General features: G+C 64.6%; 17 protein-coding genes. 16 read left to right on the forward strand and 1 reads right to left on the reverse strand.

Annotated features, from left to right (window positions below):
* Nucleotides 1-9: 9 nt before the first annotated feature.
* From ABIB56_RS03390 to dnaE, 16 genes are all read left to right on the forward strand, one after another.
* On the forward strand, nucleotides 10-1,548 hold the full coding sequence (locus ABIB56_RS03390; protein ID WP_354567494.1) for a Mur ligase family protein: 1,539 nt from the start codon (nucleotides 10-12) through the stop codon (nucleotides 1,546-1,548).
* Entirely contained in the window at nucleotides 1,549-2,955 is a 1,407-nt protein-coding gene (locus ABIB56_RS03395; protein ID WP_354567496.1) for a UDP-N-acetylmuramoyl-tripeptide--D-alanyl-D-alanine ligase, read from the forward strand. It begins immediately after the preceding gene.
* Nucleotides 2,952-4,058, forward strand: coding sequence for a phospho-N-acetylmuramoyl-pentapeptide-transferase (gene mraY / locus ABIB56_RS03400; protein ID WP_354567498.1), 1,107 nt, complete (start codon nucleotides 2,952-2,954; stop codon nucleotides 4,056-4,058). Before ABIB56_RS03395 ends, mraY begins: the two co-directional genes overlap by 4 nt.
* Entirely contained in the window at nucleotides 4,055-5,554 is a 1,500-nt protein-coding gene (gene murD, locus ABIB56_RS03405; RefSeq protein ID WP_354567500.1) for a UDP-N-acetylmuramoyl-L-alanine--D-glutamate ligase, read from the forward strand. The genes mraY and murD overlap by 4 nt, the downstream gene beginning before the upstream one ends.
* Nucleotides 5,517-6,818, forward strand: coding sequence for a putative lipid II flippase FtsW (ftsW, locus tag ABIB56_RS03410; RefSeq protein ID WP_354567502.1), 1,302 nt, complete (start codon nucleotides 5,517-5,519; stop codon nucleotides 6,816-6,818). Before murD ends, ftsW begins: the two co-directional genes overlap by 38 nt.
* Nucleotides 6,815-7,906 (forward strand): UDP-N-acetylglucosamine--N-acetylmuramyl-(pentapeptide) pyrophosphoryl-undecaprenol N-acetylglucosamine transferase, encoded by a 1,092-nt coding sequence (locus tag ABIB56_RS03415; RefSeq protein ID WP_354567504.1) that lies wholly within the window; start codon nucleotides 6,815-6,817, stop codon nucleotides 7,904-7,906. Before ftsW ends, ABIB56_RS03415 begins: the two co-directional genes overlap by 4 nt.
* Nucleotides 7,903-9,327, forward strand: coding sequence for a UDP-N-acetylmuramate--L-alanine ligase (murC, locus tag ABIB56_RS03420; protein WP_354567506.1), 1,425 nt, complete (start codon nucleotides 7,903-7,905; stop codon nucleotides 9,325-9,327). The genes ABIB56_RS03415 and murC overlap by 4 nt, the downstream gene beginning before the upstream one ends.
* Nucleotides 9,328-9,331: 4 nt before the next feature.
* On the forward strand, nucleotides 9,332-10,312 hold the full coding sequence (locus tag ABIB56_RS03425; protein WP_354567508.1) for an FtsQ-type POTRA domain-containing protein: 981 nt from the start codon (nucleotides 9,332-9,334) through the stop codon (nucleotides 10,310-10,312).
* Nucleotides 10,313-10,471: 159 nt separating this feature from the next.
* Nucleotides 10,472-11,623, forward strand: a complete 1,152-nt coding sequence (gene ftsZ, locus ABIB56_RS03430) for a cell division protein FtsZ (RefSeq protein WP_354567510.1) — start codon at nucleotides 10,472-10,474, stop codon at nucleotides 11,621-11,623.
* Nucleotides 11,624-11,633: 10 nt separating this feature from the next.
* On the forward strand, nucleotides 11,634-12,314 hold the full coding sequence (locus tag ABIB56_RS03435; RefSeq protein WP_354567512.1) for a YggS family pyridoxal phosphate-dependent enzyme: 681 nt from the start codon (nucleotides 11,634-11,636) through the stop codon (nucleotides 12,312-12,314).
* Nucleotides 12,315-12,346: 32 nt separating this feature from the next.
* Entirely contained in the window at nucleotides 12,347-12,820 is a 474-nt protein-coding gene (locus tag ABIB56_RS03440) for a cell division protein SepF (RefSeq protein ID WP_354567514.1), read from the forward strand.
* A 30-nt stretch (nucleotides 12,821-12,850) separates the two neighbouring features.
* On the forward strand, nucleotides 12,851-13,147 hold the full coding sequence (locus tag ABIB56_RS03445) for a YggT family protein (RefSeq protein WP_354567516.1): 297 nt from the start codon (nucleotides 12,851-12,853) through the stop codon (nucleotides 13,145-13,147).
* A 131-nt stretch (nucleotides 13,148-13,278) separates the two neighbouring features.
* Nucleotides 13,279-14,004 (forward strand): DivIVA domain-containing protein, encoded by a 726-nt coding sequence (locus tag ABIB56_RS03450; protein ID WP_354567518.1) that lies wholly within the window; start codon nucleotides 13,279-13,281, stop codon nucleotides 14,002-14,004.
* Nucleotides 13,991-14,587 carry a signal peptidase II gene (lspA, locus tag ABIB56_RS03455; RefSeq protein WP_354567519.1) on the forward strand — a complete coding sequence of 199 codons (597 nt, stop codon included), beginning with the start codon at nucleotides 13,991-13,993 and terminating at the stop codon, nucleotides 14,585-14,587. The genes ABIB56_RS03450 and lspA overlap by 14 nt, the downstream gene beginning before the upstream one ends.
* A 7-nt stretch (nucleotides 14,588-14,594) precedes the next feature.
* Nucleotides 14,595-15,515 carry an RluA family pseudouridine synthase gene (locus ABIB56_RS03460; RefSeq protein WP_354567520.1) on the forward strand — a complete coding sequence of 307 codons (921 nt, stop codon included), beginning with the start codon at nucleotides 14,595-14,597 and terminating at the stop codon, nucleotides 15,513-15,515.
* Nucleotides 15,516-15,616: 101 nt separating this feature from the next.
* Nucleotides 15,617-19,081 (forward strand): DNA polymerase III subunit alpha, encoded by a 3,465-nt coding sequence (gene dnaE, locus ABIB56_RS03465; RefSeq protein ID WP_502917543.1) that lies wholly within the window; start codon nucleotides 15,617-15,619, stop codon nucleotides 19,079-19,081.
* A 117-nt stretch (nucleotides 19,082-19,198) separates the two neighbouring features.
* Here the strand turns inward: dnaE and ABIB56_RS03470 are convergent, their stop codons facing one another.
* Entirely contained in the window at nucleotides 19,199-19,708 is a 510-nt protein-coding gene (locus tag ABIB56_RS03470) for a flavin reductase family protein (RefSeq protein ID WP_354567522.1), read from the reverse strand.
* Nucleotides 19,709-19,768 lie beyond the last annotated feature (60 nt).

A 19,768-nucleotide genomic window follows, 5' to 3' on the forward strand; every position in this document is an offset into this window, starting at 1 on the left:
GAGGACGCTTTGACCGCACGGATTCCCCCGGTTCTTCGGCCGGAGCATCCGCTAGCCAGGCCACTCGCCGGACTCGCCGCCGAATTCGGGCTTGACTCGCGCGGTTCCCTCGACGGCATCGAGATCACCGGCGTCACCCTTCGGAGTACCGAGGTGGAAGCCGGAGACCTGTATGTCGGTATCCAGGGCGGCAACAGTCATGGCGCGAGCTTTGCAGCGCAGGCCGCCGAGAGCGGAGCGGTCGCCGTACTGACCGACTTGGCCGGAGTCGACCTCGCGGCGAACAGCGGGCTGCCCATCGTGATCGTCGAGTCTCCGCGGGCTGCGCTCGGGGATGTCTCGGCCTGGGTCTACCGCACCAACGAGCATCCGCCCCTTCTGCTCGGAGTCACGGGAACGAACGGCAAAACGTCAACCTCGTACATCGTCGAGGCGATCCTCAAGCAGCTCGGACTCGTGTCCGGCCTCAGCTCTACCGCCGAGCGTCACATCGGCGACCTCACGGTGGTCAGCCGACTGACCACGCCGGAGGCCAGCGAGATGCACGCGCTCCTGGCCAGGATGCGGGAGAGCGAGGTACGAGCGGTCGCCGTCGAGGTGAGCGCGCAGGCACTCAGCCGTAACCGCGTTGACGGGCTGGTCTTCGACGTCGTCGCTTTCACCAACCTCAGCCACGACCACCTCGATGACTACGCCGACATGGACGAATACTTCGCGGCAAAGCTCGCCTTCTTCGACCCGGAGCGTGGCAAGCGCGGCGTTGTCTCCCTCGACACGGCGTGGGGCGAGAAGGTCGTCGCGGGCTCGCGCATTCCCGTAACCACCATCTCGGCGACGCCGGGCGTCGTCGGCGAATGGAACACCGAGATACTGGACGAGCAGTCGAGCTATACGAAGTTCAGGCTGACCGGGCCGGAGGGTCGCTCGCTCGTCACCAGCGTGCCGCTGATCGGCTGGCACATGGCTGCGAACGCGGCTCTCGCCATCGTCATGCTGGTGGAGGCGGGGTTCGCGGTCGAGGCGATCGGCCAGGCCATCGAGGGTGGTATCGATGCCTACCTTCCTGGCCGCACCGAGCGTGTCTCCGGCGATCGAGGGCCATCCGTCTATGTCGACTTCGGGCACAGTCCCGATGCCTTTCTCAACACCCTCGGCGCGGTGCGGAAGTTCACGCCGGGCAAGGTGATCATGGTCTTCGGTGCGGACGGCGACCGTGACGCGACCAAGCGTCACGAAATGGGTCGCGTCGCCTCTGAGGGCTCGGATATCCTCGTGATCACCGACCATCACCCCCGCTTCGAAGACCCGGACTCCATCCGCGCGACCCTCATCGAGGGTGCGCACCTCGCGGAGCATCAGGCCGAACTGCACGAGATCAGCCCGCCGGAGAAGGCCATCCGTCATGCGGTGTCGTTGGCGAAAGAGGGTGACTCCATCCTGTGGGCCGGCCCCGGCCATCAGGATTATCGAGACATCCGCGGTGAGCGGACCCCGTATTCGGCGCGCGCGGAGGCACGCGACGCCCTGCGCGAGGCGGGCTGGTCCTAAGTGATCTCCCTGACGCTGGCCGAGCTTGCGGCCGCGGTCGACGGCGTGCTCAGGCTTTCGACCACCTCGGCATCCGGCGACCTCGTTGCGGGTTCCGTGCAGACGGATTCGCGGCTCGTCGAGCCAGGGTCGATCTTCTTCGCACTGTCGGGTGAAGTCACCGACGGCCACCTCTTCGCGCCGTCGGCGACCGAGGGGGGCGCCGCGGTCCTGATCGTCGAGCGCGCTGTCGAGGTCGTCCTTCCCCAGATCGTGGTCGGTGACACGCTGCAGGCTCTCGCGGACCTGGCAAAGGCCGTGGTCGCCACCGTCAGGGCCGGCGGTGGGCTGACGATCATCGGCATCACCGGTTCGAACGGCAAGACTACGACTAAGAACATGTTGAGGGCGATGCTCTCCGCGGTCGGCCCGACGGTCGCCCCGCCCGGCTCGTTCAACAACCAGGTCGGCGCGCCGTTGTCGATGTTGTCCATCGACTTCGAGACCAGATTCCTCGTCGTCGAGATGGGTGCGAGCGGTGCGGGAGATATCGCCCGCACCGTAGCAATCGCGACGCCCGACATCTCCGTCGTGCTCAAGGTCGGGCTGGCACATGCTGGCGAGTTCGGGAGCATCGAAGCGACGCAGCGGGCCAAGGCGGAGATCGTGACGGAACTGCCGAAAGGCGCCGTTGCCGTGCTCAACATCGACGACGAGCGCGTCGCCGCGATGGCGGAACTCACTGCGGCACGGCCGCTCTGGTTCGGACTGGATGCCGCGGCCGATGTGCGCGCGGACCACCTCCGTGCCACCGCCACCGGAACGTCGTTCGACCTTATCGTCGGCGACGAGCACCGTACCGTACGGCTGCGCATCCTGGGCGAGCACCACGTGATGAACGCCCTGGCCACGCTCGCGGTGGCGTACGAGCTTGGCCTCGACCTCGACGCGGCGATCGCCGCACTCGAGTCCGTCCCGCGCGCCGAGCGCTGGCGGATGGAGGTGTTGCGGCGCGCAGACGGCATCGTGGTGATCAACGACGCCTACAACGCGAGCCCCGACTCGATGGCGGCGGCCCTCAAAACCCTCGCGCAGATCGTCGAACCCGGCCAGCGATCAGTGGCCGTGCTCGGCGAGATGACGGCCCTGGGGGAGTACGCGGACGAGGAGCACGACCGAATCGGTCGGCTGATCGTGCGTCTCAACATCCAGAAACTGGTCGTCATCGGGCACGGTGCCAGGCACATTCACAACGCCGCGGGACTCGAAGGTTCCTGGGACGGGGAGTCGGTCCTCGTCGACACCGCAGACGAGGCATACGATCGGCTTCGTGACGATCTTCGAGGGGGCGATGTCGTGCTGGTGAAGTCGTCGAAATCTGCGAATCTCCGCTTCCTCGGCGACCGGCTTGGCGAGGTGCCGGAGTGATCGCGCTGCTAACAGCGGGCGGCGTCTCGATGATCTTCACGCTGTTGCTCACCCCGCTGTTCGCCAAGACGTTCCGCCGACTCAAGCTCGGCCAGTTCATCCGGGCGGATACGCCGACGACCCACGTGACCAAGCGCGGAACGCCCTCGATGGGCGGCATCGTCTTCATCGTCGCGGCCATCGTCGGCTACCTTGTTGGGCATCTCGTGGGCGGAGACTCCGTTTCCGGAGTCGGCGTCCTCACGCTCGCGATGATGGCCGGCCTCGGACTGATCGGTTTTCTTGACGACTTCCTCAAGGTGAAGCGCAAGAACAGTCTCGGACTCAAGAGCGGTTACAAGATCCTCGGCACCGTCATCATCGCCATCGTCTTCGGCGTCACGGCACTGACCTATCGGGACGCAAACCATCGCGCACCGGCATCGACCGCGATTTCTTTCGCTCGCAACCTCGACCTGGACTTCGTCGTCATCTTCGGCGCGGTCGCGGGGGTGATCGTATTCATCGTGTGGGTGGTACTGATCACGACGGCCACGACGAACGCCGTCAACCTCGCTGACGGGCTCGACGGACTCGCGGCGGGGTCATCCATTCTCGCCATCGGCTCGTACATCTTCATCGGTTTCTGGCAGTCAACCCAGTCCTGCTTCAGTACGTCGATCGACCCCGACAACATCTATCGCTGCTATAACGTGTCGCGTCCGCTCGACATCGCCGTGGTCGCCGCGGCGATCATCGGGGCGCTGATCGGCTTTCTCTGGTGGAACACTTCACCAGCCCAGATCACGATGGGCGACACCGGCTCCTTCGGTCTCGGCGGCGCTCTGGCCGCCCTCGCGATCCTCTCCCGTACGGAGCTGCTGCTCGTGCTGATCGGTGGGCTCTTCCTCGTGGTCACCGGGCAGGTGATCGTCCAACGCATCTACTTCAAGGCGACACGGGGTAAACGTATTTGGCGGGCGAGTCCCCTTCATCATCATTTCGAGATGAAGGGGTGGGCAGAGGTCACGATCGTGGTGAGGTTCTGGATCGTCACCGGCCTGTTCGTCGGCGCCGGTGTAGGCACCTTCTACCTCGAATGGGCGTCGCGCGTCCCGTCATGAGAACCGCACAGGATGTGGCCGCACTCAGCGGCTGGGGTGCCGAGTGGGCGGGCCTCAGGGTTGCCGTGCTCGGCCTCGGGGTTACCGGATTCTCGGTCGCGGACACGCTCGCCGAACTGGGGGCGGAGCTCGTGGTGCTGTCGAACCGCGCGGACGAGAAGACAGCAGACCTACTCGACGTGATCGGTGTATTACTCGTTCTCGATTCTCTCGACGCGGAGCTCGCGGCCTTCGCACCCGATCTGGTCGTGGTGTCGCCGGGCTTTCCCCCGAGCAATTCGCTTGTCGCCTGGGCAACAGGGCAGGGCATCCCGGTCTGGGGTGACATCGAGCTGGCCTGGCGCCTGCGCGACAGATCGGGAAGGCTCGCCGAATGGATCGCGGTGACGGGGACCAACGGCAAGACCACTACCGTGCAGCTCACCACCGCGATGCTCGCGGCAGGAGGCAAGCGGGTGATCGCCTGCGGCAATGTCGGGGTGCCGGTGCTCGATGCGATCCGCGACCCTGAGGGGTTCGACACGCTCGTCGTCGAGCTCTCCAGCTTCCAGCTGCACTACCTCGACAGCATGTCGGCGTGGGCCAGCGTCTGCCTCAATCTCGCGGACGACCACCTCGACTGGCACGGGTCGCCGGAGGCATACAGCTCGGCGAAGGCAAAGGTCTACGGCCACACGAAAGTCGCCTGTGTCTACAACCTCGAAGACGACGCGACGCGAGAGATGGTGGAGCAGGCCGAGGTGGTCGAGGGATGCCGCGCCATTGGCTTCGGACTCGTGCTGCCAGGCCCGAGCGATGTCGGCCTCGTGGACGAGATTGTGGTCGACCGCGCCTTCCACGTCGACCGCCAGCGCGCCGCTATCGAGCTGACCACGGTGCGGGAGCTCGAGCGGGTCGGCCTCGGTTCGCCGCACATGATAGCGAACGTGCTCGCCGCTGCCGCGCTCGCGCGCTCCGTCGAGATCTCGCCCCAGGACATCCGCTCCGCCCTGCGTGACTTCCGGCTCGACCACCACCGCACCGAAACCGTCGCGGAGAGCGGCGGCGTGCGCTGGGTCAACGATTCGAAGGCTACCAACCCGCACGCGGCGCAGGCCGCGCTCGCCTCGTTCGAATCCGTCGTCTGGGTGGTCGGTGGTCTTCTGAAGGGCGTCGACGTGAACGAACTCGTTGCCGCGAACGCCTCGAGGCTCAGGGGAGCGGTGGTGATCGGGGTCGACCGTCAACCATTAGTTGAAGCTTTCACGCGACACGCGCCGACCCTGCCCGTGTTCGAGGTCGAGACAGCTGACACTAAAGAGGTAATGCCGATGGCCGTGAGGTTGTCGGCTGCGGTTGCCCACAGTGGGGACACAGTACTGCTCGCGCCGGCAGCCGCATCAATGGACCAGTTCACGGATTATGCGGATCGCGGAAATCGCTTCGCAGAAGCCGTGCAGATGATTATGGGAGGCGCGAATGACGACCAGCCCGCCGCGCCAGAGAGCGACGACTAAGCCGAGGCTCGCGCCGCATCCGCAAAACCGTTCGACCGGCCCGGCCGTAGACGCATCATTTGAGCAGTCGGGCACACCTCGCCAGCCCGCCGCGGCCGTCGTTGCCGTCAAACGCATCTTCGCGGCCGAGACCGGAAACTACTTCCTACTGCTCGGCACGACGCTTTTCCTCGTGGTGTTCGGCCTGATCATGGTGCTTTCGTCCTCGTCCGTCGAGTCGTTCCTCTCGAGCGGTGACTTCTTCAACGGCTTCATCCGCCAGGTGCTGTTCGCGGCCATCGGCGTACCGCTCATGCTCCTTGCCGCCAGAATGCCGGTGCGCTTCTGGAGGAGGTGGGCCGGTCTCTTCATGCTGGTCGCGGTCGGGCTGCAGTTCCTCGTGGTCGCGACGCCGCTCGGTTCGGCGCAGGGCGGCAACAGAAACTGGATCACCATCGGCTCGTTCACTGGCCAGCCGTCGGAGGTGGTCAAGGTGGCACTGGTGATCTGGTTGGGCTACATCGTCGCCAAGAAGCAGCACAAGCTCGACAACTGGCGCGAACTCGTCGTTCCGTTGGTTCCGGTGGCCGGTGCGGCGATCGGCATGGTGCTCCTCGGCAACGACCTCGGAACCGTCATCATCATGACAGCCATCGTGCTCGGAGCGCTCTTCTTCGCCGGAGTCAAGCTGCGCTTCCTCGCCGTCGCCGTCGTATTCATGGGTTTTGTTGCGGCGATTGCGGCGCTCAGCAACGGATCGCGGTCCAGCCGTCTTGGCCTCTTCCTCACCGGATGCACCTCGGCGTCCGACTATTCGAACGGATGCTGGCAGACCGTGCAGGGCTGGTGGGCATTGGCTTCCGGCGGCCTGTTCGGCCTTGGTCTCGGCAACTCGAAGGCGAAGTACTCCTGGCTACCCGCGGCGGCCAACGACTTCATCTTCGCAATCATCGGCGAGGAGCTCGGCCTTCTCGGCGCGATCCTGGTGCTCGTCCTCTTCATCGTCCTGGCGATCTCGTTCGTACGCATCATCCGTGCCAACACCGACCCATTCGCCCGCGTCACCGTCGGCGCTGTCATGGTGTGGATCATCGGTCAGGCCTTCGTCAACATCGCGGTGGTGCTCGGCATCCTGCCGGTGCTCGGGGTTCCGCTACCCCTCATCTCTGCCGGCGGCTCAGCGCTCGTCACCTCGATGGTTGCCATCGGCATCGTGCTCTCCTTCGCCAGGCACGCGCCAGAGCCTGTGTTGTCACAGCCTGCCGCCGCAGGTCGGCTGAGGTGACACGGTACCTTCTCGCCGGTGGTGGCACCGCCGGCCATGTGAACCCGCTACTCGCGGTCGCTGATCGCATCATGGACCGCGAACCGGACGCGAAGGTCTTCGTTCTCGGCACAGCGGAGGGACTTGAGTCTCGTCTCGTCCCGGCACGCGGCTATGAGCTGCTGGTCGTGGCGCGGCTGCCCTTTCCACGGCGACCGAATGCGGCCGCACTCCGTTTCCCCGGCCGATTCAGGCTGCTGGTCATGGCGATCCAGGGCCTCATCCGGGAGCATGCTATCGACATCGTCGTCGGTTTCGGAGGGTATGTGTCAGCCCCGGCCTACCTCGCCGCACGCCGCGAGAAGGTCGCAATCGCCGTGCACGAGGCCAACGCCAGGCCCGGAATCGCCAACCGTCTCGGCGCCAGGCTCACCAGGTTCGTTGGGGTGGCCTTCCGCGCAGCACGTCTCCCGCACGCCCGCTTCATCGGGATGCCTCTTCGCCGCGAGATCGAATCCCTCGACCGCGCTTCGGAGCGGCGAGCTGCTGTCGAATTCTTCGGCCTGGATCCGCACCGACTGACCCTTCTGGTCACCGGTGGATCGCAGGGCGCGAGACGCATCAACGAGACCATCTACGCGGGCGCGGCCAGCATTCTCGGTGCGGGGTGGCAGATCCTGCACGTGACCGGCGAACGCTCGGATCTGACCTCTACCGAGTTGCCCGACTATCACCTCATGGCCTACTGCGATCGCATGGACCTCGCCATCGCCGCGGCCGACCTCGCTGTCGCCCGCGCCGGTTCGGCGACAGTGAGCGAGTTCAGCGCTCTCGGCCTGCCGGCGGTCTACGTGCCATTGTCGATCGGTAACGGAGAGCAACGTCTCAACGCCAAGGATGCCGTCGACGCTGGCGGCGCACTTCTCGTCGACAATGCCGCGTTCACTCCGGACTGGGTCGGCAGCGATCTCGTCTCACTCCTGCAGAATCGCGCACTCATCGCCGAGATGGCCGCACGCACTCACGCGATCGGCGTCCTCGACGGCGCGGATCGCATGGTCGACCTCGTGACGGATGCCCTCCGCAGCACGGTAAATTCGTCGCAATGATCAAGTCCGATTTCTCCCAGACCGTTCCTGAGCATCTCGGAGCCGTGCACTTCGTCGGGATCGGCGGAGCCGGCATGAGCGGCATCGCCCACCTCTTCGTGACCGCCGGCCTTCCGGTCACCGGTTCGGACATCCGCGCCACCGAGACTGTCGAGGCGCTTCAGGCGCGAGGGGTGCGAGTGTCCATCGGCCACTCTGCGGAGAACATCCTCGGTGTCGATACCCTCATCGTCACCGGCGCCATCGCCGAAGACAATCCGGAATATCTGGCTGCCCGTGCGAGCGGGCTTCCCATCGTTCACCGCGCGCAGGCCCTGGCCTGGCTGATCAGGAAGCATCGTGTGGTCGCCGTCGCCGGCGCGCACGGAAAGACGACGTCGACCGCGATGATCGTCACGGCGCTGCTCGAGTTGGGCGGTGATCCGAGTTTCGTCAACGGGGGAGTGATCCGCTCGCTGGGTGTGAGCGCGGCATCCGGTGGGAGCGACGTCTTCGTCGTCGAGGCCGATGAGTCGGACGGCTCTTTTCTGCTTTACGGCACTGCGATCTCACTGATCACCAACGTCGATCCCGACCACCTCGACCACTACGGCTCGGAGGAGGCTTTCGAGGAGGCCTTCGCCACCTTTGCCCGCGGGGCCAGCGAACGTGTCGTCATCTCGAGTGACGACCCGCGAGCCGTCGCCGTGACAGCGCGCCTTGCGGACCGCACTGTGACCACCTTCGGACAGCATTCGGATGCCGACGTGCGGCTGCACTCCGTGGTGAGCGCCGAGGCCGTCGCTTTCTCGATCGCGTATGGCGGAGCCGACTACAGCACCACCCTGCGAGTCGCCGGGCTTCACAACGCCGTCAACGCCGCAGGAGCCTTCGGGGTGCTCGTGGCCCTCGGTTACGAGCCGCAGGCGGCGCTCGACGCTATCGCACACTTCGAGGGGACCGAGCGACGTTTCGAGCTGCGCGGAGAAGTTCGTGGGGTGCGCGTCTACGACGACTTCGCCCACCATCCGACCGAGATCCGTGCCGCCCTGTCCGGCGCGCGCGGTGTTGTCGGTGGCGGTCGTCTCATCCCGATCTTCCAGCCGCATCTCTACTCGCGCACTCGCCAGATGGCTGCGGAGTTCGCCGAGACCTTCGAGTCGCTCGCCGACCACACGGTTATCGTGCCGATCTATGGCGCGAGGCAGGATCCAGAGCCTGGAGTGACCGGCGAACTCATCAGCGAGAGATTCACCGACTCCTCGAAGGTCGCCTATTTCACCGAGTGGTCGGATGCTGCCGAATACGCGGCGTCGATCGCGCACCCGGGCGACTTTGTGATTCCGATGGGCGGCGGCGATATCTACCGGATCATCCCGCAACTGCTGGCCGCGCTGGAAGCCATTCCCGCATCCGTTCCTCGCCCGCCGGAAACGGACTGACCGGGTGAAGCGACCAGAGGGATTCGACAGTCCTCCGGCGGGCCCGCCAGAGCAGCCATCGGCCAGGGCGCCGCGTGCAGCGCGCCCCCAGAAGCAGACCGGTGTTGACAAGCCGACCGGTCCGGTGAGGCCGAAGTCGGCGGCCAAGGCCGAGAAGGCGCGGTCGACGAAACGCGTCGAGCCCGAGAAGGTCGCCGCTCCTTCGCACGAGCCGACGGCTGATCGTGAGGCGAAGAAGGCTGCCCGGTCGCGGCGCAGGTACGAGCGCAGCGAGGTCAAGAGATTCACCCGCAGGTCCCGTCGGCGCAGAATCACCATTCTCGTGAGCGTACTGAGCCTCGTTCTCACCGGGGTGCTCGTCACCGGTGCGGTCTATTCGCCGTTGCTCTCCCTCACGACAGTGACCGTCGAGGGAAGTTCACGCGTGAGCGCGGATAGCGTGAAGTCGGCGATCAAGGACCAGGTAGGCAAGCCGCTCGCCACGATCGACTTCGACAGGATCAAGCGCCAGCTGTCCAAGTTCCCGCTGATTCGCAGCTACGTGACTGAGACCGTGCCGCCGGATACCCTCATCATTCGAATCACAGAGCGTGCGCCAATCGGTCTGGTCGCGAGCAGCACAGGCTTCACCGTCGTCGACCCGGCCGGTGTCGAGATCGAGACGGCCACGGATCGTCCGCCTGGCCTGCCGTTGATCGAGAGTGGATCCGCTTCGAAGAAGAGCCCCGGTTTCACCGCTGCCGTCGCCGTGCTGCTGTCTCTTCCTGCTGAGGTGCTGAAGAAGGTGGATACCGTCACGGCGCATACCACCGACGACGTGACTCTCGGGCTCACCGGCGCTGGCCAGTCCGTCGTGTGGGGGAGCGCAGAGAACTCCGCGCTCAAGGCCAGGGTGCTCGTCGCGTTGATCGCCACACAGAGTCCGAATGCCGCAGTTAAGTACGACGTCTCGGCTCCGACTCATGCCGTTGTGGGGGCAGGCTGATTCGCATCATCGGCCGCGAATTCGGGCGGCTGTTTCCGACACGCTGGACTGCCTGACGCTCGCTCGTGCTCGGCGCACTTAACTTCGAAACAAGAAACCTATACTGAGCATAACTTTAAGGCTCAGGTAAAGGTTGAGAGTTTCTAGCGGAGGCCGGACGTGACATCGAACCAGAACTACCTAGCCGTGATCAAGGTCGTCGGCATAGGCGGCGGTGGCGTCAACGCCGTCAACCGGATGATCGAACTCGGCCTTCGTGGCGTCGAGTTCATCGCGATCAATACGGATGCCCAGGCCCTTCTCATGAGCGACGCCGACGTTAAGCTCGACGTCGGTCGCGAGATCACCAGGGGCCTCGGAGCTGGTGCAGACCCCGAGGTGGGACGCCGTGCAGCCGAGGACCATGCCGAGGAGATCGAAGAGGCTCTGGCGGGCGCCGACATGGTCTTCGTCACGGCTGGCGAGGGTGGCGGTACTGGAACCGGCGGCGCTCCCGTTGTGGCACGCATCGCCAGGTCGATCGGCGCCCTCACCATCGGTGTCGTCACCCGGCCATTCGGCTTCGAGGGCAAGCGTCGAGCGGCTCAGGCCGACGTCGGCGTCTCCGCTCTGAAGAGCGAGGTCGACACCCTTATCGTCGTGCCGAACGACCGGCTACTCGAGATCAGCGATCGTGGCATCAGCTTTCTCGAAGCCTTCGCGACCGCAGACCAGGTACTCCTCGCCGGTGTGCAGGGCATCACCGACCTCATCACCACGCCCGGCCTCATCAACCTCGACTTCGCCGACGTCAAGTCGGTCATGCAGGGAGCCGGCTCGGCACTGATGGGCATCGGGTCGTCACGGGGGGCCGATCGCGCCATCAAGGCAGCAGAGCTCGCCGTCGCGTCCCCGCTGCTCGAGGCGAGCATCGATGGAGCCCACGGCGTACTGCTCTCGATCCAGGGCGGATCGAATCTCGGCATCTTCGAGATCAACGATGCCGCCCGTCTCGTGCAGGAGGCGGTGCATCCTGAGGCCAATATCATCTTCGGTGCTGTCATCGACGACACCCTCGGCGACGAGGTTCGGGTCACCGTGATCGCCGCTGGCTTCGACGGCGGTGAGCCGGTGATCAAGAAGGCCGGACATCGCTCCAACTTCGTGGACGCCGCGGCTCTGCCTGAAACCGCACCTATGCCCGCCGGAGAGGTGGAGACCGAAGAATCGGTCCCCAACTGGTCGGCGGAGCCGGAGGTTCCGAGCGCGCCAAAGGATCCGGTCTTCGACGACGGAGAAGACGACCTGGACGTGCCCGACTTCCTGAAGTGATGACTGTCGTATGACGAGCCTCGAGGTATTGCAGGATCGTCTCGATGCTGTTCACTCCGGCATCTCGGATGCGGCGCGACAGGCGGCTAGGGACCCTCGCGCGATCACGACCATCGTCGTCACCAAGTTCCACCCCGCAGAGCTCGTGCGCCAGCTGCACGGGCTCGGGGTTCGGAATTTCGGCGAGAACCGTCACCAGGAGGCACAAGCCAAGGCCGAGGAGCTTCGTGACCTCGACATCGACTGGCATTTCATCGGCCAGTTGCAGAGCAAGAAGGCTCGCCAGGTGCGTGCCTATGCCAGGGTCATCCATTCACTCGACCGTCCATCGGTTGTCGACGCGCTGGCCTCGCACCCCCTGTCGATCGACTGTTTCGTGCAGCTGAACCTCACCGACGACGACGGCCGAGGCGGTGTCCGTGATGCGGACCTGGAGCGTCTCACTGAGCGTGTGGTTGCGACGCCAGGGCTGTCGCTCCTCGGCGTGATGGCTGTCGCACCCGTCGGCGAAGACCCACGAGCCGCCTTCGCGCGGGTGCGCGTGGCATCCGAACGCGTGATGGCGATAGCCCCCACAGCCCGATTCATCTCGGCCGGTATGTCCGGAGACTATCGGGAAGCCGTCCTCGAGGGCGCGACACACCTGCGGATTGGTTCGGCAATCACGGGAAACCGGCCGGTCGCCGGTTAATCTGATTCGAGACACACCACAGGAGGCACGAAATGGCTAACCCGCTGCGTAAGACCATGGTTTATCTGGGCCTGGCAGATGAGGAATTCGACTACGAGGACGCGGCTCCCGCTGCGCCCGCCGCACCGGTTGCGCAGCATGTCGCGCAGCCCGCCGCCAATCGCGCGCCCGTCACCCCTCTTCGCCGAGTTCCCAGTCAAAGAAATGCGGCTCCCGCAGACATGAACGAAATCCTCACCGTGCACCCTCGCCAATACAAGGATGCCCAGGTGATCGCCGAGAGCTTCCGAGACGGCATCCCGGTCATCATCAACCTCTCCCAGATGAGTGAGCCGGAGGCGCGTCGACTCGTGGACTTCGCCAGCGGACTCTCGCAGGGTCTGTATGGGAAGATCGAGCGTGTCACCAACAAGGTCTTCCTGCTCTCGCCCGCCCACGTCGCCGTCAGCGGTGACCAGGCGGAGGTCGAGCCCGACGTGGACGCGTCGTTCTTCGCCCAGTCCTAATCACTTCCTGCTCGGACTGAGGATTACGTGGTGATTCTCAACGTCGTAGCGACGATTGCGTACTTCTTCTTCCTTCTCTATTTCTTCGTACTCTGGGCCAGGTTTATCCTGGATCTCGCGCGGACTTTCGCACGCAGCTGGCGTCCGAAAGGCTTCGGAATGATGCTGGCAGAACTGGTCTTCTCGCTGACCGATCCACCAATTCGTTTCGTCCGCAGGGTGATCCCGCCTTTCCGTGCGGGCGGAGTCGCGCTCGACTTCGCCTGGAGTGCGGTCATGCTTGTCGACGTGATCCTGATCTACATCACATTCGTGCTGAGGTATTGAAGACACCCTGTGTACTCTGGGGACAGTGGTCGACCGCCACTCGAGTCCACGGCACCCTGGACCCGGTAGTTTGCTAGCGTTAGCTAACCGTTACTAACGCTTGTATAAGAAAGTTTTTTGAGGTGACACCCATGGCCCTTACGCCTGAAGACGTAGTCAACAAGCGATTCCAGCCAACGAAGTTCCGCGAGGGTTATGACCAGGACGAGGTCGACGACTTCCTCGACGAAGTCGTTGTCGAACTGCGCCGCCTCAACCAGGAGAACGAGGAGTTGCGCCAGCGTCTCGTCTCCGGCGAAGCCCAAGCCAATGAGCTCCAGCGCGGGGCGACCGACGCACCGGCCCCCGCGGCCGAGACCAGCCAGCCCCAGTTCGCTGCTGCGCCGCCCGTCGTCGCCGCACCGCCGGTTGTCGCTGCTCCCGTGGCGCCGGCACCCGTCGACCAGAACGCCTTGGACACCGGCAACACGAACAACCTCCTGCAGCTCGCTCGCAAACTCCACGAGGAGCACGTGCGTGAAGGCATCGAGAAGCGCGATGCGCTCGTCGCAGAGGGTCACGCGACCGCTGCCCGCGTGGTCGGCGAAGCCGAGGACACGCAGCGCGCCCAGATCGCCGCTCTCGAGCAGCAGCGCACCTCGCTCGAGGGTCGCATCGAGGAACTCCGCACATTCGAGCGCGAATATCGCCAGAAGCTGAAAGGCTACATCGAGGGCCAGTTGCGCGAGCTCGACGAGAGCGAGCTTGCAACGAGCTCGGCCAGGGCAACAGCTACGGCCGCACAGACCCCGGCCGGTGGATTCAACGCCGTGCAGACGCCTCCGCCCGCCAGCTACCAGGGCTTTGGCGGTAACTGAGCCGCCGACGAAGGCTCGCGCCAAGGTCAGCGTCAGGGCGCTCATCGCGCTGGCCGTCGTCGCGCTGGTTGTCTACGGCGTCGATCAGGTCGCCAAGTTTCTGATCGCCAGCACTATGACCGAGGGCGAGTTGGTCAGCGTTCTCGGCACGGTGCTGCAGTTCCATTTCGTCAAGAACTCAGGTGCGGCCTTCTCCATCGCGAGCGGGTCCACCTGGGTTTTTTCGGTTGCGGCGTCTGCGGTCACGATCTTCATCATCAGTTTCGCTCGTCGCATCCGTTCGATCGGCTGGGCGGTATTGTTCGGGATGCTGCTCGGCGGGACCACGGGCAATCTCACCGACCGGCTCTTTCGTGAGCCGGGCTTCGGTGTCGGGCACGTTGTCGACTTCATCCAGGTCGCCGGGTTTCCTGCGATCTTCAACGTCGCCGACTCCTTCATCGTCGCCAGCATGGGGCTTTTCGTCATCCTGACCATTCGCGGGGTCGGGCTGGACGGTCGGCGTAGCCAGAAGCGTCCGACGGATCCGGATGTCGGAAGCGGCGCCAGCACGCCCCTCGAAGCACCCGCCGACAGCAAGTAGGCATCGCATGGAGACACGCAGCCTGCCGGTCCCCGACGGACTCGCCGGGGAGAGGGTGGATGCCGCCCTGGCCAAACTCCTCGGATTCTCCCGGAGTTTCGCCGCCGAGGTCGCAGAGTCCGGGGGAGTGAGCGCCGACGGTGTCGTTCTCGGAAAGTCGGACCGGCTGCGCGCCGAGAGCTGGCTCGAGGTGTCATGGCAGCCGAAGGTCGCGCCGAGCATCGAGCCGATCGTGGTGCCCGACCTCCGCATCGTCTACGACGACGATGACATCGTCGTGGTGGACAAACCCGTTGGGGTCGCGGCTCATCCCTCCGTCGGCTGGACGGGCCCGACGGTTCTCGGCGCGCTTGCCGGTGCAGGATTTCGTATCTCCACCTCCGGAGCCTCAGAGCGCGCGGGCATCGTTCACCGCCTCGACGCGGGTACCAGCGGCCTGATGGTCGTGGCCAAGAGCGAGCGGGCCTATACGGAACTCAAGCGACAGTTCCACGATCGCGAGGTGGAGAAGATCTACCACGCCGTCGTGCAGGGCCACCCCGATCCGCTGGCCGGTACCATCGACGCACCGATCGGGCGGCATCCGAGTTCGAGCTGGAAGTTCGCCGTGACCGCCGACGGAAAGAACTCGGTCACCCACTATGAGACCCTCGAAGCCTTCCCGAGCGCGTCGCTGCTCGAGGTGCACCTGGAGACGGGGCGCACTCACCAGATCCGTGTGCACATGGCGGCCCAGCGGCATCCGTGCGTCGGCGATTCGATGTATGGCGCCGACCCCACGATCTCGGCGAGACTCGGCCTGAGCAGGCAGTGGCTGCACGCGATGCAGCTCGGTTTCCGGCATCCGGGAACGGGCGAACCGGTGCTCTTCACGAGTGTTTATCCCGCCGACCTGCAACACGCGCTCGACGTACTCCGCGCGGACTGAGCCGGGCTTAAGCTGGGTGTTCAGACCTCGGCTAGTGAAGAGAAGTTGTGCCATCAAGTAGCGATTCCTTCGTGCATCTGCACGTGCACAGCGAGTACTCGATGCTCGACGGAGCGGCCCGCGTCGGACCACTCATGCAGGCCGCAGCCGAAGAGAAGATGCCCGCTATCGCTGTGACTGACCACGGCAACATGTTCGGTGCTTACGACTTCTGGAAGCAGGCGACCGCCGCGGGTATCAAGCCGATTATCGGCACCGAGGCGTACATCACTCCTGGCACTCCTCGCCAGGAGAAGACCCGAATCCGCTGGGGTCAGAGCCACCAGAACCAGGATGATGTCGGCGGGTCGGGGTCGTACACCCACATGACGCTGCTCTCGGAGAACAACGAGGGCATGCACAACCTCTTCCGGTTGTCCTCTCTCGCCTCAATCGAGGGATTCTATTTCAAGCCCCGCATGGACCGTGAACTGCTCAACCGGTATTCCAAGGGCATCATCGCAACCACCGGCTGTGTTGGTGGCGAGGTGCAGACGCGTCTGAGGCTCGGGCAGTACGAAGAGGCCAGGCAGGCGGCATCCGACTTCCAGGACATTTTCGGCAAAGAGAATTTCTTCGCAGAGGTGATGGACCACGGCATCGACATCGAGCGTCGCACCATGCAGGACCTGCTACGGCTGGCCAAGGAGCTCGGCATGCCGCTCCTGGCCAGCAATGACCTGCACTACACCCATGCGCACGACGCCACCGCTCATGCCGCCCTGCTCTGCGTGCAGTCGGCCTCGACCCTCGACGACCCCAACCGCTTCAAGTTCGACTCGAACGAGTTCTACCTCAAGTCGGCCTCCGAGATGCGTCATCTGTTCCGCGACCACCCCGAGGCCTGCGACAACACCCTGCTGATCGCCGAGCGCTGCGAGGTCAACTTCGAGCATCGCGATCTCATGCCGCGTTTCCCGGTTCCGGAGGGCGAGACCGAGGCCACCTGGTTCGAGAAGGAAGTCAGCGCCGGGATGCTGCGGCGCTTCAACGATGCGCCATCCGAGGCACACCTCGCCCAGGCCCAGTACGAGGTCGACGTCATCAAGCAGATGGGTTTTCCCGGCTACTTCCTCGTGGTCGCGGACTTCATCACCTGGGCGAAGAGCCAGGGCATCAGGGTCGGACCGGGGCGCGGCTCTGCGGCCGGTTCCATGGCCTCCTATGCGATGGGAATCACGGAACTCGACCCGCTGGCCCACGGACTCATCTTCGAGCGTTTCCTCAACCCGGAACGCGTCTCAATGCCCGACGTCGACGTCGACTTCGACGATCGTCGACGCCCGGAGGTCATCCGCTACGTCACCGACAAGTATGGCGATGACCGCGTCGCACAGATCGTCACCTACGGCACGATCAAGGCGAAGCAGGCGCTCAAGGACTCGGCTCGCGTGCTCGGCATGCCCTATTCGGTGGGCGAGAAGCTCACCAAGGCCATGCCGCCGGCGATCATGGGCAAAGACATCTCGCTCGGCGACATCCTGGATAAGGATGCCCCGCGCTATAAGGAAGCCGCCGACTTCCGGGCGGTGCTCGACAGCGACCAGGAGGCCGCCAAGGTCTTCGAGACCGCCAGGGGCATCGAGAACCTGAAGCGACAGTGGGGCGTGCACGCCGCTGGTGTGATCATGTCGGCCGAACCACTGCTCGACGTGCTGCCGATCATGAAGCGCGAAGACGATGGTGCCATCATCACGCAGTTCGACCAGCCGCCGCTGGAGTCTCTCGGACTCATCAAGATGGACTTCCTCGGGTTGCGCAACCTGACCATCATCGAAGACGCGCTGCGGATGATCGAGAAGAACACCGGCACCAGGCTGGTGATCGAAGACCTCGACCTCGATGCCGACCAGAAGACCTACGACCTGCTAGCCAGGGGAGATACGCTCGGCGTGTTCCAGCTGGATGGCGGACCGATGCGTTCGCTGCTCAAACAGTTGAAACCAACGAGTTTCGAAGACATCTCGGCCGTCATCGCGCTCTATCGCCCAGGCCCCATGGGCATGAACTCGCACACCAACTACGCGTTGCGCAAGAACGGCCTGCAGAAGATCGAGGCGATCCACCCGGAGCTCGAGGAACCGCTCAAGGAAAGCCTCGGCATCACCTACGGCCTCATCGTCTACCAGGAGCAGGTGATGTCGGTAGCGCAAAAGGTGGCAGGGTTCACGCTCGGCCAGGCCGATGTGCTCCGTCGCGCCATGGGTAAGAAGAAGAAGTCGGAGCTCGACAAGCAGTATGCCGACTTCGAGGCCGGCATGAAGTCCAACGGCTACAGCGCCCAGGCTGTGAAAGTGCTCTGGGACACCCTGATGCCCTTCGCCGACTACGCCTTCAACAAGGCCCACAGCGCCGGCTACGGGGTGTTGAGCTATTGGACCGCGTATCTCAAGGCGAATCATCCGGCCGAGTACATGGCGGCACTCCTCACGAGTGTCGGCGATTCCAAAGACAAGCTCGGCCTCTACCTCAGCGAGTGTCGGCGCATGGGCATCCAGGTGCTCGCGCCGGATGTCAACGAGTCGTTCGCGGACTTCACCGCCGTGGGCGGCGACATCCGTTTCGGTCTCGGCGCGGTGCGCAACGTCGGCTTCAACGTCGTGGAACTCATCCGCCAGGCGCGTGAGGAGAAAGGGCGTTTCACCTCCTTCCACGACTTCCTGCGCAAGGTGCCGATCCAGGTCGCGAACAAGCGCACCGTCGAATCACTCATCAAATCGGGTGCCTTCGACAAGACAGGTGCGACCCGCCGCGCGCTTCTGGAGATCCACGAGGATGCCATCGACTCCGCCGTGAGCCTCAAGCGCAACGAGGCCAACGGGCAGATCGATCTCTTCGCCGGGATCTTCGAGTTCGAGGCGGAGTCGGAGCAGGTGCCAGACAGGCCAGAGTGGTCGAAGCGCGACAAGCTGGCCTTCGAGCGCGAGATGCTCGGGCTCTACGTCTCCGATCATCCACTCGCCGGTCTCGAAGTGCAGCTCGCGAAGCATGCCAACACCACCATCACCGAGGTGCTTGGGGGGGAGGTGGCCGGCGACGGCGATCACGTCACCGTGGCCGGCCTGATCACCTCGGTGCAGCATCGTGTGGCCCGCAACTCCGGCAATCAGTACGGTCTCATCACCGTCGAGGACTTCGCCGGCGAGATCACCGTGATGTTTCTCGGCAAGGCCTACCAGGAGTTCTCGCCAGCCCTCACCAGCGACGCGATCGTCGTGGTCCGTGGCCGAGTGAGCGTGCGGGACGACGGAATGAACCTGCACGCGGTCAGCATGTTCACTCCGGATCTCGGACAAAGTCTTGGCTCCGGTCCGCTGGTGATCTCCCTGCCTGAACTGCGGGCAACGACCGACGTCGTCACTTCGCTCAATGACGTGCTCATCCGCCATTCCGGTGATACCGAGGTGCGGTTGAGACTGGTCAAGGGCGAGAACGCGCGTGTCTTCGAGGTGCCGTACCCGGTCTCGGTGAGCGCTGATCTCTACGGCGAGCTGAAGTCGCTCCTCGGGCCCAACTGTCTCGTCTGATCTGACCTGGTCTGGTCGCCTCAGAGCTCGACGACGAGGAGCTGGCAGCGTCTCTTGCACTTGAGGAGCAGGAGAGCGCGGCTCTGAGACATCCATGGTTAGAGGATGTATCGCGCGTCAGACCTGGTCGCCCGGCTTGAGGTACCTGCGCTCGTGATAGATCAGGGCGTCGTCGGGTTCGCCGAGCGCGCCCTCCTCGATCTCTACGACGATGACGGCGTTGTTCGCCACCAGCAATCGCTCCACGATGCGGCCGACCATCCACGATGTGACGCCGTGCAGAATGGGCAGGCCGTGCGGCCCGACGAACCAGTGCCCGCCCTCGAAGCGCAGGTCGTGATCTCCGGACATCCTCTCGGCAAGGTGGCGGGTGCGCACACCCATGGTCTGGATGACCACGTAGTCGGTGTTCTCGATCGCCGGCCACGCACTCGCAATGCGGGCCATGTTGAAGGTCGCGAGTGGCGGCACGGCGGCCAGCGATGCCAGCGAGGTCGCGGTGAAACCCACGGGCTTGCCCTCCGGCGTCAGGGCCGTGATCACCACCACGCCGGCCGCGTGGCGGCGAAATGCGTGCTTAAAGGCGGCGAGTCCGTCCGGCTCTTCCGGAACTGTTGTCTCATCCATACATTCGTAACAATCCGCGACCTGCGCCGCTTATTCCCGCTCTCGCGGGCCCGTCCTCGG

Origin of the sequence: Glaciihabitans sp. UYNi722, assembly GCF_040549465.1 — a bacterium.
In the GTDB taxonomy this organism is placed as follows: domain Bacteria; phylum Actinomycetota; class Actinomycetes; order Actinomycetales; family Microbacteriaceae; genus Lacisediminihabitans.